Consider the following 13,656-nt stretch of genomic DNA (forward strand, 5'->3'; position numbering starts at 1 on the left):
AGCTCTTCCGGAACCGCACCTCGCGGCCCGCGGGACTGAGCGCTCACGCGCGGTCCGGGCACGAGGATGCCCCCGAGTCACCTCCCCTATGCGCCATGCGGCCCCCAGGGCACGCGAGAGAGACACCCGGACACCGTAACGGTGGGCGCCGCCCACCGGTCAGCGGCCAGAGCATGGGGGGCACGCCCGGTCCCGTTCCGAACCCGGAAGCTAAGCCCCATCGCGCCGAGAGTACTGCGGGGTCAGCCCGTGGGAGGCCAGGGCGCCGCTGACCGGTGGACGGCACCGAGCCGTACGCTTGAACTGAGAAGGGGGAGGCCTCGCGGCCTCCCCCTTTTTTGCGTTTACTGGGCGTAAATGACTCATTTACACCAGACGATCTTATCGTTTTTGGTATTGAGCTTTTATTTAAAGAAAATAAATCGAATAACAAGGGCAACTGCTATGACCGCAATGATCAAAAGCAGGATTGTCAGTCGATGCTGCTTGCGTCGTTTACTTGTCGAAACGAAGATTGATTTTCCCTGTTTTGGCGTTTCGAGATAGCGAGCCGAATGCGTCAAGGTTTGCTTTGGTCGAGGACCTCTTTGTCGATGAGTGGCGGATGCTTTCATCGGCTCATCACTAGCTGCGCTGTTTTTAGATAATGGTGCGTCTTTCAGATATACAGGGTCTCCCGAGGCGACGCCCATATGTTTACGTCCCGTTTGGGCATCCTCGAGCGTTTGATATCGATTTCTCGTCACATACTCGGGCTCCGGATCATTAATGGGCTCTTGCGAGATGTGGGGGCGATGGAACCGCGGCGGCTGCGTGGAAGTATCTTCCCCCTGCGTCGGCATAAACATTTTGTTCTGGTTTTGGTCGTCCATGATGCCCTTTAGCTCGTTACCAACAACGTGTACGCGCTCATTGTAAGCCCCTTGTTATTTGTAGCTGGGGACATACTCGGTATTTAAGCTCTGGTTCAAAGAACCTTAACCTTATTTAAACCTGAGTCATACGCACTTAGATATGCTTATAGTACTGGACTCAAAAAACTTTATAGTCGATGTATATATGAGCACTGGGTGGGCATATATAAGAGCGTCAAAAGAAGTCCCAGTCACCTGGAGGATGACTCGGCAGTCCTATAAAGGAGTGGTAAACATGGCAAGCATGGTTCCTTATCGTTCGGTTTTTGGCGTTCGTCCCTCTGCAAGCTCGCTGTTCGATCTGTTTGATGATATGAGCGACCTAGCGAACAGCTCGATTGCCTCTAAGGCGTTCCCCGTTGACGTTGAGGATAAGGGCGATGGCTATGAGGTCAAGGCTTATCTGACCGGCGTCGCCAAGGACGATATCGATGTCGAGCTTAACGAGGGCCGTCTGTCCATTAGCGTGAATGTCGAGGAAGACGAGGAGAACGAGGGCAAGAACTTCCTGCAGAAGGAGTTCAGCTCGTACAGCGCGACGCGTGGCGTGTATCTTAAGGACGCTTCGAGCGAGGGCCTCTCGGCTAAGTACGCTGACGGCATCCTGACCGTTACGGTTCCCAAGATCGTCGAGAAGAAGAACGTTACGAAGATCTCCATCGACTAACTTCGTTGGTGTTCTGCGCTATTAAAAGACAGCAAAAGGGGCTGGGAAGCGATTCTCGGCCCCTTTTGCTGTCTAGGACAGTCTATTGAATGGTTGCTGGCCGATGCTGGCTTGCGGGGCGTATCGAGAGTTTTCGCGATCCTTGGAGAAGGGTTGCGGAGCTGCCGACCTCGTCATCCAGGGTTGCGGCCAGAGCTTTGGCATAGCTTTTGACGGTAAGGCTCGGACGATTGTTATCTTGGCTGATATGCATGGCAATGAGCTGTTCGGTGCGATCGGTAACAAGTTCGCGCGCGGCTTCGGCGGCTTGGCCATTGGAGAGGTGTCCCCTTGCAGACAGGATGCGCTCCTGAAGAAAGCGGGGATATTCTCCCTCGCGCAGCATGGCCACATTGTGGTTGCTTTCGAGTGCGAGGACTCGACAATCTTTGAGGGTGTTTATGGCTTGGCTCGATAGCTCTCCGGTGTCGGTGGCAAAGCCGATGGAATCATCGAGGGTGTCGAATCGATAGCCGACTGGATTGATGACATCGTGTGACGTTGAGTAGGTTTGCACGTGGATGCCGGCAATGGATAGGGTGTCACCGGGATCGAATTCCTCGACAGGCAGATGCGAAAGATTTTCTTTGCTCGAAAGAGTGCCCCTACTGGCAAAGAGGGGGCCGTGCCAGTGCTTGCACCAGACATCGAGGCCCTTGATGTGATCGCTATGCTCATGAGTAATGAGAAGAGCCGAGACGTTGTCTGCCGAGAGCCCCAGTTCTGCCATGCGCTTTAATGTCTCGCGGCGAGACAGTCCGTCATCGACCATAATGAGCCCCTGCGGGCCCTCGATGAGTGCGCAGTTGCCTTTAGAGCCACTGCCGAGGATATGAAGGTGCAGGCAAGACATAAGATTCCAAAGGATACAATGGGTGCGGACGAATAGAGGAGGAAGCGAATGCCAACGGTATCACAGCATTACGGACACCATGCCGTGCCTGGGGCAGTCGATGAGACCCGGACGAGGCAGCAGGCAGCTCCTGTCGTGCTCATGGTATCAGGCGGCGCGGACTCGACGGCACTGCTTCTTATGGCGTGCACATCAAAGCTGGATATCCAAGACGGACGCGGTGTTGCCCCCATTGCTCGCGAGCGCCTGCATGTGCTGCATGTAAACCATCATCTGCGCGGCAAGGCGTCCGATGGCGACGAGGCCTTTGTGCGTGAGCTCTGCGTGCAATATGGTTTACCGCTGTGTGTGGAGCACGCTTATTTTGATGGGGAGTCGGGCAATATTGAGGCCGCGGCCCGCGAGGTGCGCTATGCCGCGGCGCGGAGGTATGTTCGCGAACTCTGCGCCCAGACGGGGGCACCGCGAACGGCGGCTCGTATCTGCACCGCGCACACGTCTTCGGATCGCGCGGAAACGTTTTTGATGAACGCGATTAAGGGTTCGGGGCCCGCTGGTCTATCGAGCATTCCTCGCCGGAGGAATATCGTGGTGCGTCCCTTGCTCGACCTAACTCATGGCGAGCTCGTGGGCTATCTACAGGTACATGGTCAGCCGTGGCGTGAAGACGAGAGCAATGAGGATATCTCTTATCTGCGAAATTACGTGCGCCATCGAGTGATGCCGGTGGTGGCGCAGCGTAATGCGAGCGTGTGCAAGACGATTGGCGCCGCCTGTGAGATCTTGGGTGATGAAGATGCGTTTTTGTCTCAGCTTTCGGCACAGGCGTTTCGAAGCTGCCTGCGTAAGGAGGCAGCGGGCGCACTGGTGCTCGATGCCAGGCGCCTTGCTGCGGCCGAGGTGGTAATCGCGCGGCGCATCGTGCGACTGGCGATTAAGCGCATCGATCCGGACGCTCGTCCCGAGATGCGGCATGTTGAGCGAGTCCTTTCCTGCGTTGCCGAGGGTGCCGGCTCGGTCACGCTTCCGGCGGGAATTGACGCGCGCGTTGAGTTTGGCATGCTGGCGTTTAAGGGCCCGGTGGCTCGCGAGGGCCTGGTCGCGGACTGGGTTACCGTACCCGGCCGTTTGCCGTTGGGCGGGGGACGTATGCTGGTCACAGAGCCGATGGCCGTTGAGCCGGGATGCGATATCGTGCGCCGCGCCCGTGAGCTTGCGGCCGCCGGGGAAGTGACAGCTTTGGTAGACGCGGCTGCCTTGGGTTTTGCCGACAGCGATAGTGAGCGGATCCTGGCGGGCTCGCGTGGCGAGATCCCTGTCGAGGCGCGATTGGCGCGCCTGTGGGTGGACGGTCCCGCACCGGGAGACGTGATGTGCCCGTTAGGGATGAGTGGCCGAAGCAAGAAAGTATCCGACTTGCTAGGCGAGGCTCGCATTCCCGTTTCCGAGCGCGCCGGCGTGCCCGTGGTGAGGACGGCGCCGGGAGGTGCTGTGGTGTGGGTCGCCGGAGTTCGCGCGGACGAACGTTTTAAGTGCACGGCGGCGACGCGTGTGGCTTATCTGCTTCGCGTGGTTGACGCGGATTAGCCCCTCGCACCAGCTGTTCTGTGCGGCGTTGACGGTATTCCCGCGCTGATGGTGCGCGGGCTGGAAAATATGCCCCGTGCGCTGCTAGAATGTGTAGTTCGCGTCCATACGGCGGTGTGTGGACGATTAAGCACAAGAAAGGGTTGTCATGGCTTCTCAACATCCGGATATCGAGAAGGTTCTGTTCACGCAGGAGGATATCGACGGCATCGTTTCTCGCCTGGGCGAGGAGATCACTCGCGACTACGCGGGTAAGGATCTGGTGCTGATCGCGGTTCTGCGCGGTGCCGTTGTCTTTATGGGCGACCTGATGCGCAAGATTGAGCTACCGACCAACATCGATTTCATGGCTGTTTCGAGCTATGGCGACGGTGTGAAGTCTTCGGGCATCGTGCGTATCATTAAGGATCTGGATATCGACATCCGTGGTCGCGACGTGCTGATCGTCGAGGACATTCTGGACTCGGGCCTGACCCTCAAGTACCTGATGAAGAACCTCGAGAGCCGCAAGCCCGCTTCGCTGGAGGTCGCTGCCTTCCTGTGGAAGGACGTTGAGGACCGCACCTCGGCCATCACGCCCAAGTATGTTGGAACCCATTGCCCCGATGCCTTTGTGGTGGGCTACGGCCTCGACTATGCCGAGCGCTATCGTAACCTTCCGTATCTGGGCATTTTGAAACCGGAGGTTTATTCGTAAGATGCCCGACGACCATAACGATAACAATTCCCAGACTCCCCGGGAGCCTAAGATCCCGGGGATGCCCGGAGGCAAGAAGCCCACGCGTACGGGCTGGCTGTATTTTATTTTGGCTTGCGCGCTCCTGGGCTACGCCTTCTTTAACATGGGCTCCGGCTTTGCCAATTCTAGCAATACCGTTAAGCTCGCGACGAGCGAGATGGTGAGCGCCATCAAGCAGGATCGCGTCGAAGATCTGACCTATACGGTTCAAGACGGAAGCGTGACGGGTCATTACTGGAAGACGAAGAAGGACAAGGGCGATACGAGCGAGCTCAAGAGCTTCTCCTCGACCTATGTCGGCTCCGATTCGCTTGCCGAGCTCATGTCGGAGCACCCCGATACCAAGTACATCGTCAACACCAACGATCCCGATTTTTGGGGCGACTTGGCGATGAGTGTGCTTCCGACGATCGCCCTTATCGCCATCATGTTCTACTTTATGCGCCAGATGATGGGCGCCAACAACAGGAACATGCAGTTTGGCAAGACCAACGCCAAGACCAACGAGGCCACACGCCCCAAGGTCAAGTTTGAAGACGTTGCCGGCGTGGACGAGGCAGTCGAGGAGCTCGAGGAGATCCGTGACTTTTTGAGCGATCCGGATCGCTATCGCAAGCTGGGCGCCAAGATCCCGCGTGGCGTGTTGCTGGTTGGCCCTCCGGGCACCGGTAAAACGCTGCTGGCCAAGGCCGTTGCCGGCGAGGCGGGCGTGCCGTTCTTTAGCATCTCGGGTTCCGACTTTGTCGAGATGTTCGTAGGTGTCGGCGCCAGCCGTGTGCGTGACCTCTTTAAGGAGGCCAAGTCCCAGGCCCCGTCGATCATCTTCATCGATGAGATCGATGCCGTGGGACGTCAGCGCGGAGCTGGCTTGGGCGGCGGTCACGACGAGCGTGAGCAGACGCTCAACCAGCTGCTGGTCGAGATGGACGGCTTTGAGGAAAGCGAGTCGGTCATCCTGATCGCTGCGACCAACCGTCCTGACATCCTGGATCCGGCATTGCTGCGTCCCGGCCGTTTTGACCGTCAGGTTACGGTCGACCGTCCGGATGTGAAGGGCCGCGAGCAGATCTTGCGCGTTCATGCCGAGAACAAGCCGATGGACGAGGACGTTAGGTTTGAGAAGCTCGCCCAGATGACCGTTGGCTTTACTGGTGCCGATTTGGCGAACCTGCTCAACGAGTCTGCGCTGCTGGCCGCTCGCCGTCATCGTTCCGTGATCTCGATGGACGAGGTCGAGGAGTCGATGGAGCGCGTGATTGCCGGACCGCAGCGCAAGGGTCGCGTGATGACCGAGGCCGAGCGCACCACGATTGCCTACCACGAGAGCGGTCACGCCCTGGTGGGCCACATCTTGGAGCATTCCGATCCGGTTCACAAGATCTCGATCGTCAGCCGTGGCCAGGCGCTGGGCTACACACTGCAGCTTCCGCAGGAGGACCACTTCCTCAAGACCAAGAACGAGATGCTCGACGAGCTCGCCGTGTTCTTGGGCGGTCGCGTTGCCGAGGAGCTCATGTGCGATGACATCACGTCGGGCGCGAGCAACGACCTGGAGCGTGCGACCAAGATGGCGCGCGAAATGGTCACGCGTCTGGGCATGAGCGAGGAGCTGGGTACGCAAGTGTTTGGCGAGGCGCAACATCAGGTGTTCCTTGGTCGCGATTACGCCGATCACCAGGATTATTCCGAGGAGACGGCGCGCCGCATTGATATCGAGGTTCAGCGCATCATGCGCGAGGCCCATCGTCGTGCTGTCGAGATCTTGGATGCCCGTCGCGATCAGCTCGATCTGATGGCGAAGGTGCTGCTTGAGCGCGAGACTGTCGAGGGCGATGCCGTGAATGCCCTGCTCGATAACGAGTGGGACGCCTACCTTGAGCGCGAGGGCGATATCCTGGCGGCCAAGGAGGAGCGCAATGCCAAGGCGGCCGGCATGCCGACCAAGAAGCGCGTGCCTCGCATGAGCGAGGAGGAGCTGGCGGCTGATGCCGCGGCCTTTGCGCAGGCGGCCATGCAGGAGGATGCCGAAGCCGCATCCGATGATGCTGACGATGACCATGCCGTCGTCGATGCCGACACCGACGCCGACAAATAGTCTTTGTGGCGAAAGCCTCCGCGGGGAAACCTGCGGAGGCTTTTTCTTTTGAGCGATATGGGGCCGTCTGTTGATTGGGGACAGACTTAAATGAGCGTTTTCACGCATTTAAGTCTGTCCCCAATCAACATTGCTGCGGCACTTTGCTCGGCTAAAGCGTACAATAGCGCCTATGCGAAAGGGGAACAGATGATCAACGAAACTATGTATGCTCGCGGTGCGGAAAGCTCCATCATCCGTGAGATTTTTAGCTATGGCCTTGAGCGCAAGGCGCAGATCGGTGCGGAAAACGTATTCGATTTTTCGCTGGGCAATCCGAGCGTTCCGGCGCCCGCTGCTGTGGCTGAGTCGATTAAGAAGGCCCTGGAGCTGCCGAGTGACCAGTTGCACGGCTACACCCCCGCTCCGGGCCTGCCGCAATGTCGAGCAGCCGTCGCCGAATCGCTCAACCGCCGCTTTGGAACGAACTATGAGGGTAAGGACGTCTTTATGACGGTGGGTGCCGCGGCTTCGCTCACCTGCACGCTCAACGCCGTTACGAACCCGGGCGACGAGGTTATTGTTATCGCCCCGTACTTTCCGGAGTATCGCGTTTGGATTGAGAAGGCCGGCTGTACGTGTGTTGAGGCGCTCGCCGATGAAGATACGTTCCAGCTGAGCGTGGACAACGTGCTCAAGGCGATTACCGATAAGACGACTGCCGTCATCATCGACTCGCCCAACAATCCGACTGGTGCCGTATATACACGCAACACGCTGACGCGACTGGCCAATGTTCTGCGCGAGGCCAACGCTCAGCGCGATCCCGAGAATCCGATTATGCTCATCTCGGATGAGCCGTACCGCGAGATCGTGTACGGTGCCGAGGTGCCTTGGGTGCCCTCGATCTACGAGCACACCATCGTGTGCTACTCGTATTCCAAGTCGCTGTCGCTGCCGGGTGAGCGCGTGGGGTGGATCTTGGTTCCCAACACCAATCCGCAGGCTGCCCGTCTGATGCCGGCTGTTGCGGGTGCCGCCCGTACGCTGGGTTTTGTATGCGCACCGGCACTCTTCCAGCGCGTGATCATCGATTGCATCGATGAGCCGAGTGATGTCGGGGCCTATGCCCGCAACCGCACGGCGCTCACCGATGCTTTGACGGACTACGGCTATACCTATGTTGAGCCGGACGGTGCTTTCTACCTGTGGGTGAAGGCACTCGAGCCCGATGCGAATGCGTTTTGCGAGCGCGCAAAGAAGTATGAGTTGCTTGCGGTTCCCTCGGACAGCTTTGGTATGCCGGGTTGGTTCCGCCTGGGCTATTGCGTGAGCTACGAAACGATTGTCAATTCGCTACCCGCTTGGAAACAGTTGGCGGACGAGTATCGTTAAAAGTAAAGCGCTCTGCCTACAATGTTTTACGTGAAACGGGGTTTGGTGTTAAGCCGGACCCCGTTGTCATGGACGTTGTGTCTTTGGGATGGAGTGGTTTTACGACTATCGAAGGCTATGCGTACAATGAATATAAGCGACGGCCGTGCCAGATAAGGAGACCCGATGCCCTACCTGCTTTCTTGTGACATTCATACCCATACGATGTTCTCTGCGCATGCATATTCGACCATTGAGGAGAATGTGTACTGGGCGGCAGAGCGTGGTCTGCAGGTGCTCGGATCTGCCGACCATTTGAGCTCTATGGTTACGGCTTGCCCCAATGACCTGCGCAGTTACCAGTTCTTTATCAACCAGGATATCTGGCCGCGCATTTGGAGCGGCGTGCTGGTGCTGCGTGGTGCCGAGGCCGATATCGTTTCGCTGAACGGAAGCCTGTTTGGCGAGGACACTCCTGTCACGCTCGATATCGCCGGCGATTCGTACAGCCGTCAGCATTCGCTGTTCGATTTGGTTACGCGTAATTTGGATTATTTGGTTGCAAGCGTGCATAATCCGCAGATTGCTGAGGGCGCGACGCTGGCCCAGACGACCGAGATGTATATCAATGCCCTGGAGCACCCCAAGGTGTTCATGCTGGGCCACACGGGGCGTTCGGGTGTGCCGTTCGATATCGACGAGGTGCTGTTGGCAGCTAAGGCCAAGCACAAGATTATCGAGATCAACAACCATAGTCTTGAACACGGTGTCGACACTGAGCATTGGGCCGTATGCCGCAAGATTGCCGAGCGCTGCGCCGAGCTGGGCGTGGGCATTGGCGTGTCGACCGATGCCCACATTGGCATGGCCATTGGCAAGCTCGATCACGCGCGCAAGATGCTCGACGAGATTCACTTCCCGCTGGATTTGATCGTGACGCGCGACCGCGAGACGCTGCTGCGCGAGATGGCGGCAGCCAGCGTGTGCGATCTGCGCAATGGGATGTAGCGGAGTTTATAAACCAAGCGAAGGGGGCGGCCCAGGCGGGTCGCCCCCTTTCTTGTCCCAAAAATATACTGAGGTTGGTTAGCGGCGTTCGAGGACCGCTACGGTTTCGGTGTGGTCGGTGTGAGGGAACATGTCGACGGGCGTGATCTTGAGCAGGCGATAGCCTCCGTCGAGGAGCTGATGCAGGTCGCGCTCTTGAGTCACGGGGTTGCAACTGATATAGGTGATGCGGCGCGGCTTAAGTGCGCAGGCAGCTTCGAGGAACTCGGGGGTGGAGCCGGCACGCGGCGGGTCGATGGAAAGGACATCGATCCGCTCGTTGTTGTCGGCGGCATCTAGGATGTAATCGGTGGCGTCGTCGGCCATAAACCAGGCGCTGCGGGTAAGACCGTTGAGCTCGGCATTGCGGCGTGCGTCGGCAATGCCCGCCGGGTTGCGCTCCACACCGAGCAGCATGATGCCGACCCCCTTGTTCTGGGCATCTTTAGCTGCGCAAAGACCGATGGTGCCGCTGCCGCAGTAAGCATCCATAAGCACATCGCCCTGGTGCAGATCCATGCCGTCGATAGCGAGCTGATAGAGCAGCTCGGTCTGCTGCGGATTGGTCTGATAGAACGCGGTGGGGGAGATATCGAATTCGCAACCGAGCAGCTGGTCGCGCATGCACTCGGCGCCATACACGATGCGGGTTTCCTCGCCGAGGATGGCGTTGCCGGGACGTCCGTTGATGTTTTGGGCGACGGTGACGATGTGCGGATTGAGTGCGGCGACAGCCTCAAAGAACTCCTGCGCATGCGGCAAGTCGCGCTGAGCGGTCACGAGCGTGACCATGACCTGGTCGGTACGCCAGCCGCAGCGGACGACGGCATAGCGAAGCAAACCAAGATGCTTGTCCTCATTAAAGGCGGGAATATGCAGCCGCTCAGCTTCGCGTGCGATGCCGTTGAGAATCTGACGGGCGCCCGGTGCCTCGACGGGGCATTCGGGTACGGCAACGATCTTGTGCGTGCCGCGCTCAAAGAAACCGCAACGGACGGCGCCCTCCTTACCGGGAGCAAAGGGAGTGGCAGCCTTATGACGAAAGCCACGCGGCGCAGGATATTTACCCGGGTCGCCCAGGGTGACACCCATGCCACGAATAGGATCTACAGCAATGCCCTCACGCTCACAAAGCGAAGCAAAAAGCTCCTCCATAGCAGCCTGCTTAGCTGCCAACTGCTTTTTATAAGGACGATTGAGCGCCGTGCATCCGCCACAAGCTCTCATGATGGAACAGGGAGACTTGGGATCCACAGCCTTACGCGCAGGCGAAACCGGATCTTTATGCGGACGCTTGGAGCGAGTCTGAGACGCTTTGTCTCCGCCTCGACGAGAGTCAGAACGCTTGGTCTTAGCCCTGCTCTTGGTCGATTTGCTTTTTGCAGCTTTAGAAGACTTGGATTTCGTAGAAGATTTCTCCTCCTTCGACCCCTCAACCGCCTCCACCAAAGCACGACGAGCCCTACGCTCCGCACGAGATTCTGCCATCAATAACTCCACTTATTCATGAATTAAAGCTGCAAGTATTGTACCGTGCCAAGCCAGCAGACGATATACAAGCGGTTTATTCGTGTCAGTGATAAGCCCAACGACGGTTGCCCGCCGCGTGAGGGGTGTGGGGGTTAAGTTTATCGCGAGTTCCGCACGAACAGGAGGCCACTTAATGTGGCCTCCGTCGTGAGCAGGACTGTAGAGCAGGAAACTTAACCCCCACACCCCTCACGCGGCGGGCAAACTCGCCTTGTGCTCTATCACGCTAAAGTGTATGATTCTGAACGTTACACGACTCACTTTACTTAACTAAAGTGCCACCAAGGGGGAATACCATGAATACCGATATGTCTCGTCGTCAGTTTGTTGGTCTAGCCGGTTCGCTCGCTACGGTTCTAGGTCTTGGCCTGGTAGGCTGCGGTGGTGGTGCCGGTAAGGGTTCCGCTGCCGGTTCTGCTGCAGCCAAGGATGTGAAGGGCGCTGCGGAGTCCAAGAAGCTCGTGGTGGGCTTTGATAAGTCCTATCCTCCGTACGGCTTTGTGGGCGACGATGGCGAGTACACCGGCTTTGATCTCGATCTGGCCAAGGCTGTTGCCGATAAGCAGGGCTGGGAGGTCAAATACGAGGCCATCGACTGGGATGCCAAGGATACGCTGCTTAACTCGGGCGCCATCAACTGCATCTGGAATGGCTTTACCATGGAGGGCCGTGAGGACGACTACACGTTCTCCGAGCCGTACATGCTCAACGAGCAGGTGCTCGTGGTCAAGAAGGATGCGGGCATCAAGAGCTGGGACGATCTTGCCGGCAAGACCGTGATTACTCAGACCGATTCCGCTGCGCAGGATGTGCTCGAGGGTGACCAGAAGGATCTGGCGGCGACATTTGCCACGCTCGATACCATCGGCGAGTACAACACGGCCTTTATGCAGCTCGAGAGCGGCGCGGTCGATGCCGTGGCTTGCGACCTTTCGATTGCCCAGTATCAGCTTGCCGCCAAGCCCGATGCCTATACGCAGCTTGATGAGCCGCTGTCCAGCGAGCACTACGCCGTCGGCTTTAAGAAGGGCGACACCAAGTCGGCCGACGCCGTGACCGAGTCGCTCAAGGCGCTCTACGAGGACGGCACGGTTAAGGACCTGTGCGACAAGTATTCAAGCTATGGTCTATCTTTCGATAATTGGGTGCTCAAGTAATGTCTATTCAGGTCATGATGCAGATGCTTGGCCAGGGGTTCTTGGTCAGTTTGCAGCTGTTTGTGTTGACGCTGCTCGGGTCGATTCCGCTGGGAATTCCCGTGGCGTTTATGCGCATGAGCAAAATCGCGCCGCTTCGCTGGATTGCGCGCATCTATATCTCGGTCATGCGCGGCACGCCGCTCATGCTGCAGATGTTTGCCATCTACTTTGCCCCGTATTACGTGTTTGGCATTTCGCTCACGCCCGATTCCAAGTGGACGGCGTGCGTCGTGGCGTTCATCATCAACTACGCCGGTTACTTTGCCGAGATCTATCGCTCGGGCTTGCAGTCCATTCCGCGCGGTCAATACGAGGCTGCCGAGGTGCTGGGCTATTCGCGCGTGCAGACGTTTCTGTATATCGTGATGCCGCAGGTCGCCAAGCGTATTCTGCCTGCGATGGGCAACGAGATCATCACGCTGGTCAAGGACACGTCGCTGGCGTTTGCCATTGGCGTGGGTGAGATGTTCTCGACGGCCAAGGCGCTGGTCGCCTCGCAGGTGAGCATGGTGCCGTTTGCGATTGCGGCGCTGATTTACTGGGTCTTTAATTTCGTTGTCGAGATGCTGCTGGGCGCCGCCGAGAAAAAATTGGATTACTACCATGATTAATTCGGTAATGAATATATCGAACGCTCGCAAGGCGTTTGGCGGCAATGAGGTGCTCAAGGATATCTCGCTCGAGGTAAAGCGTGGAGAGGTCGTGGCGATTATCGGGCCTTCGGGTGGCGGCAAGTCCACGCTGCTGCGGTGTGCCACGCTGCTCGAGACGCTCGACGGAGGCTCGCTCTCGTTTGGCGACCTTGCCGTTGCGACGGATGCGGGTTCGGGCGCGGTCTATGCGAAGGGCGATGTGCCCAGGCAGGCGCGCTCGCGATTTGGCCTGGTGTTTCAGAACTACAATCTGTTCCCGCACTATACCGTGATGAAAAACATCACCGATGCGCCGATCCGCGTTCTTAAGCGCCCGCGCGAGCAGGCGGAAGCTCGTGCGCATGAATTGATTGCTCAGATGGGGCTTGTGGGCAACGAGAACAAGGTTCCGTGTGAGCTTTCGGGCGGTCAGCAACAGCGCGTGAGTATCGCCCGCGCCTTGGCGCTCGACCCGGAAATCTTGTTCTTTGACGAGCCGACCTCGGCGCTCGATCCCGAGCTAACGGCCGAGGTGCTGCGTGTCATTAAAGACCTTGCCGCGCAGAATATGACGATGGTGATCGTGACCCACGCGATGCAGTTTGCGCGCGATGTTGCCGATCGCGTGGTCTTTATGGACGGAGGCCGCATTGTCGAGGAGGGTCCGGCCGAGCAGGTTATCGACCATCCGCGCGAGCAGCGCACGCGTGAGTTTTTGAGCCGTATCGAGGGATAGGCTCAGGTATTTGCTCAACTATTAATTGAGGCGAAGCCGCCGCAGGTCTTACGGTCTGTGGCGGCTTTTTGTTTGCATCGGCGGGGTTCAATAATCGCCTCACAAGCTTGTCTCTTCCTCTCGCCGCCTGTATTCATACGTGTGCCGAAAGGTGTGCATGGACGGTCGCCCGTGAGGGTAGGGTGGTGGCATAGGACATTTGGAGGGTGAGTCGGCTCGGCTGCCGACCATGCTGCTCCCGGGATGGCACCGACCGCGAACTCTC

The 13,656-nt window shown here is 58.1% G+C and carries 12 protein-coding genes and 1 rRNA gene; 10 read left to right on the forward strand and 3 right to left on the reverse strand.

What is annotated here, in order from left to right; all coding sequences use genetic code 11:
* The first annotated feature begins 158 nt into the window (after nucleotides 1-158).
* A 5S ribosomal RNA gene (gene rrf, locus AAAX59_RS05080) occupies nucleotides 159-274 on the forward strand.
* Nucleotides 275-404: 130 nt separating this feature from the next.
* On the opposite strand, the gene AAAX59_RS05085 is transcribed toward rrf, so the two are convergent.
* Nucleotides 405-872 (reverse strand): hypothetical protein, encoded by a 468-nt coding sequence (locus AAAX59_RS05085; protein ID WP_138113597.1) that lies wholly within the window; start codon nucleotides 870-872, stop codon nucleotides 405-407.
* 277 nt (nucleotides 873-1,149) lie between these two features.
* Between AAAX59_RS05085 and AAAX59_RS05090 the strand changes: the two genes are divergently transcribed.
* Nucleotides 1,150-1,581 carry an Hsp20 family protein gene (locus AAAX59_RS05090; RefSeq protein ID WP_035138719.1) on the forward strand — a complete coding sequence of 144 codons (432 nt, stop codon included), beginning with the start codon at nucleotides 1,150-1,152 and terminating at the stop codon, nucleotides 1,579-1,581.
* An 82-nt stretch (nucleotides 1,582-1,663) separates the two neighbouring features.
* Here AAAX59_RS05090 and AAAX59_RS05095 read toward each other — a convergent pair whose 3' ends face one another.
* Entirely contained in the window at nucleotides 1,664-2,473 is an 810-nt protein-coding gene (locus AAAX59_RS05095; protein WP_349070967.1) for an MBL fold metallo-hydrolase, read from the reverse strand.
* A 48-nt stretch (nucleotides 2,474-2,521) separates the two neighbouring features.
* On the opposite strand from AAAX59_RS05095, the gene tilS reads away from it, so the two are divergent.
* The 5 genes from tilS to AAAX59_RS05120 all read left to right on the forward strand — a co-directional run bounded on the left by tilS (nucleotide 2,522) and on the right by AAAX59_RS05120 (nucleotide 9,255).
* On the forward strand, nucleotides 2,522-4,060 hold the full coding sequence (tilS, locus tag AAAX59_RS05100; protein WP_349070968.1) for a tRNA lysidine(34) synthetase TilS: 1,539 nt from the start codon (nucleotides 2,522-2,524) through the stop codon (nucleotides 4,058-4,060).
* 148 nt (nucleotides 4,061-4,208) lie between these two features.
* Nucleotides 4,209-4,757, forward strand: coding sequence for a hypoxanthine phosphoribosyltransferase (hpt, locus tag AAAX59_RS05105; protein ID WP_006235600.1), 549 nt, complete (start codon nucleotides 4,209-4,211; stop codon nucleotides 4,755-4,757).
* Nucleotide 4,758: 1 nt separating this feature from the next.
* Nucleotides 4,759-6,894, forward strand: coding sequence for an ATP-dependent zinc metalloprotease FtsH (gene ftsH / locus AAAX59_RS05110; RefSeq protein ID WP_349070970.1), 2,136 nt, complete (start codon nucleotides 4,759-4,761; stop codon nucleotides 6,892-6,894).
* Nucleotides 6,895-7,083: 189 nt separating this feature from the next.
* On the forward strand, nucleotides 7,084-8,268 hold the full coding sequence (locus AAAX59_RS05115) for a pyridoxal phosphate-dependent aminotransferase (protein ID WP_215693567.1): 1,185 nt from the start codon (nucleotides 7,084-7,086) through the stop codon (nucleotides 8,266-8,268).
* 165 nt (nucleotides 8,269-8,433) lie between these two features.
* Entirely contained in the window at nucleotides 8,434-9,255 is an 822-nt protein-coding gene (locus AAAX59_RS05120) for a phosphatase (RefSeq protein WP_349070972.1), read from the forward strand.
* A 78-nt stretch (nucleotides 9,256-9,333) separates the two neighbouring features.
* Here the strand turns inward: AAAX59_RS05120 and rlmD are convergent, their stop codons facing one another.
* Complete coding sequence (gene rlmD / locus AAAX59_RS05125) at nucleotides 9,334-10,548, reverse strand: 23S rRNA (uracil(1939)-C(5))-methyltransferase RlmD (protein ID WP_349071013.1); 1,215 nt, start codon at nucleotides 10,546-10,548, stop codon at nucleotides 9,334-9,336.
* Nucleotides 10,549-11,120: 572 nt separating this feature from the next.
* Here rlmD and AAAX59_RS05130 point away from each other — a divergent pair.
* Genes AAAX59_RS05130 through AAAX59_RS05140 form a run of 3 tightly spaced genes read left to right on the forward strand, consistent with a single transcriptional unit; the run spans nucleotide 11,121 to nucleotide 13,391 of the window.
* The gene (locus AAAX59_RS05130) at nucleotides 11,121-11,981 is read left to right on the forward strand and encodes a transporter substrate-binding domain-containing protein (protein WP_099432383.1); all 861 of its coding nucleotides are present in this window, start codon (nucleotides 11,121-11,123) and stop codon (nucleotides 11,979-11,981) included.
* The gene (locus AAAX59_RS05135) at nucleotides 11,981-12,634 is read left to right on the forward strand and encodes an amino acid ABC transporter permease (RefSeq protein WP_006235606.1); all 654 of its coding nucleotides are present in this window, start codon (nucleotides 11,981-11,983) and stop codon (nucleotides 12,632-12,634) included. Before AAAX59_RS05130 ends, AAAX59_RS05135 begins: the two co-directional genes overlap by 1 nt.
* The gene (locus AAAX59_RS05140) at nucleotides 12,627-13,391 is read left to right on the forward strand and encodes an amino acid ABC transporter ATP-binding protein (RefSeq protein WP_349070973.1); all 765 of its coding nucleotides are present in this window, start codon (nucleotides 12,627-12,629) and stop codon (nucleotides 13,389-13,391) included. The genes AAAX59_RS05135 and AAAX59_RS05140 overlap by 8 nt, the downstream gene beginning before the upstream one ends.
* The last annotated feature ends 265 nt before the right edge of the window (nucleotides 13,392-13,656 follow it).

This window comes from Collinsella sp. CLA-ER-H2 (genome assembly GCF_040092405.1).
Taxonomy (GTDB): domain Bacteria; phylum Actinomycetota; class Coriobacteriia; order Coriobacteriales; family Coriobacteriaceae; genus Collinsella.

Excerpts from the sequence above, each read along its gene's own strand:
- AAAX59_RS05085 (WP_138113597.1), bottom strand. The coding sequence starts at position 872 with ATGGACGACCAAAACCAGAACAAAATGTTTATGCCGACGCAGGGGGAA.
- AAAX59_RS05140 (WP_349070973.1), top strand. The coding sequence starts at position 12,627 with ATGATTAATTCGGTAATGAATATATCGAACGCTCGCAAGGCGTTTGGC.
- AAAX59_RS05135 (WP_006235606.1), top strand. The coding sequence starts at position 11,981 with ATGTCTATTCAGGTCATGATGCAGATGCTTGGCCAGGGGTTCTTGGTC.
- AAAX59_RS05120 (WP_349070972.1), top strand. The coding sequence starts at position 8,434 with ATGCCCTACCTGCTTTCTTGTGACATTCATACCCATACGATGTTCTCT.
- hpt (WP_006235600.1), top strand. The coding sequence starts at position 4,209 with ATGGCTTCTCAACATCCGGATATCGAGAAGGTTCTGTTCACGCAGGAG.
- AAAX59_RS05090 (WP_035138719.1), top strand. The coding sequence starts at position 1,150 with ATGGCAAGCATGGTTCCTTATCGTTCGGTTTTTGGCGTTCGTCCCTCT.
- AAAX59_RS05115 (WP_215693567.1), top strand. The coding sequence starts at position 7,084 with ATGATCAACGAAACTATGTATGCTCGCGGTGCGGAAAGCTCCATCATC.
- AAAX59_RS05095 (WP_349070967.1), bottom strand. The coding sequence starts at position 2,473 with ATGTCTTGCCTGCACCTTCATATCCTCGGCAGTGGCTCTAAAGGCAAC.
- tilS (WP_349070968.1), top strand. The coding sequence starts at position 2,522 with ATGCCAACGGTATCACAGCATTACGGACACCATGCCGTGCCTGGGGCA.
- AAAX59_RS05130 (WP_099432383.1), top strand. The coding sequence starts at position 11,121 with ATGAATACCGATATGTCTCGTCGTCAGTTTGTTGGTCTAGCCGGTTCG.
- ftsH (WP_349070970.1), top strand. The coding sequence starts at position 4,759 with ATGCCCGACGACCATAACGATAACAATTCCCAGACTCCCCGGGAGCCT.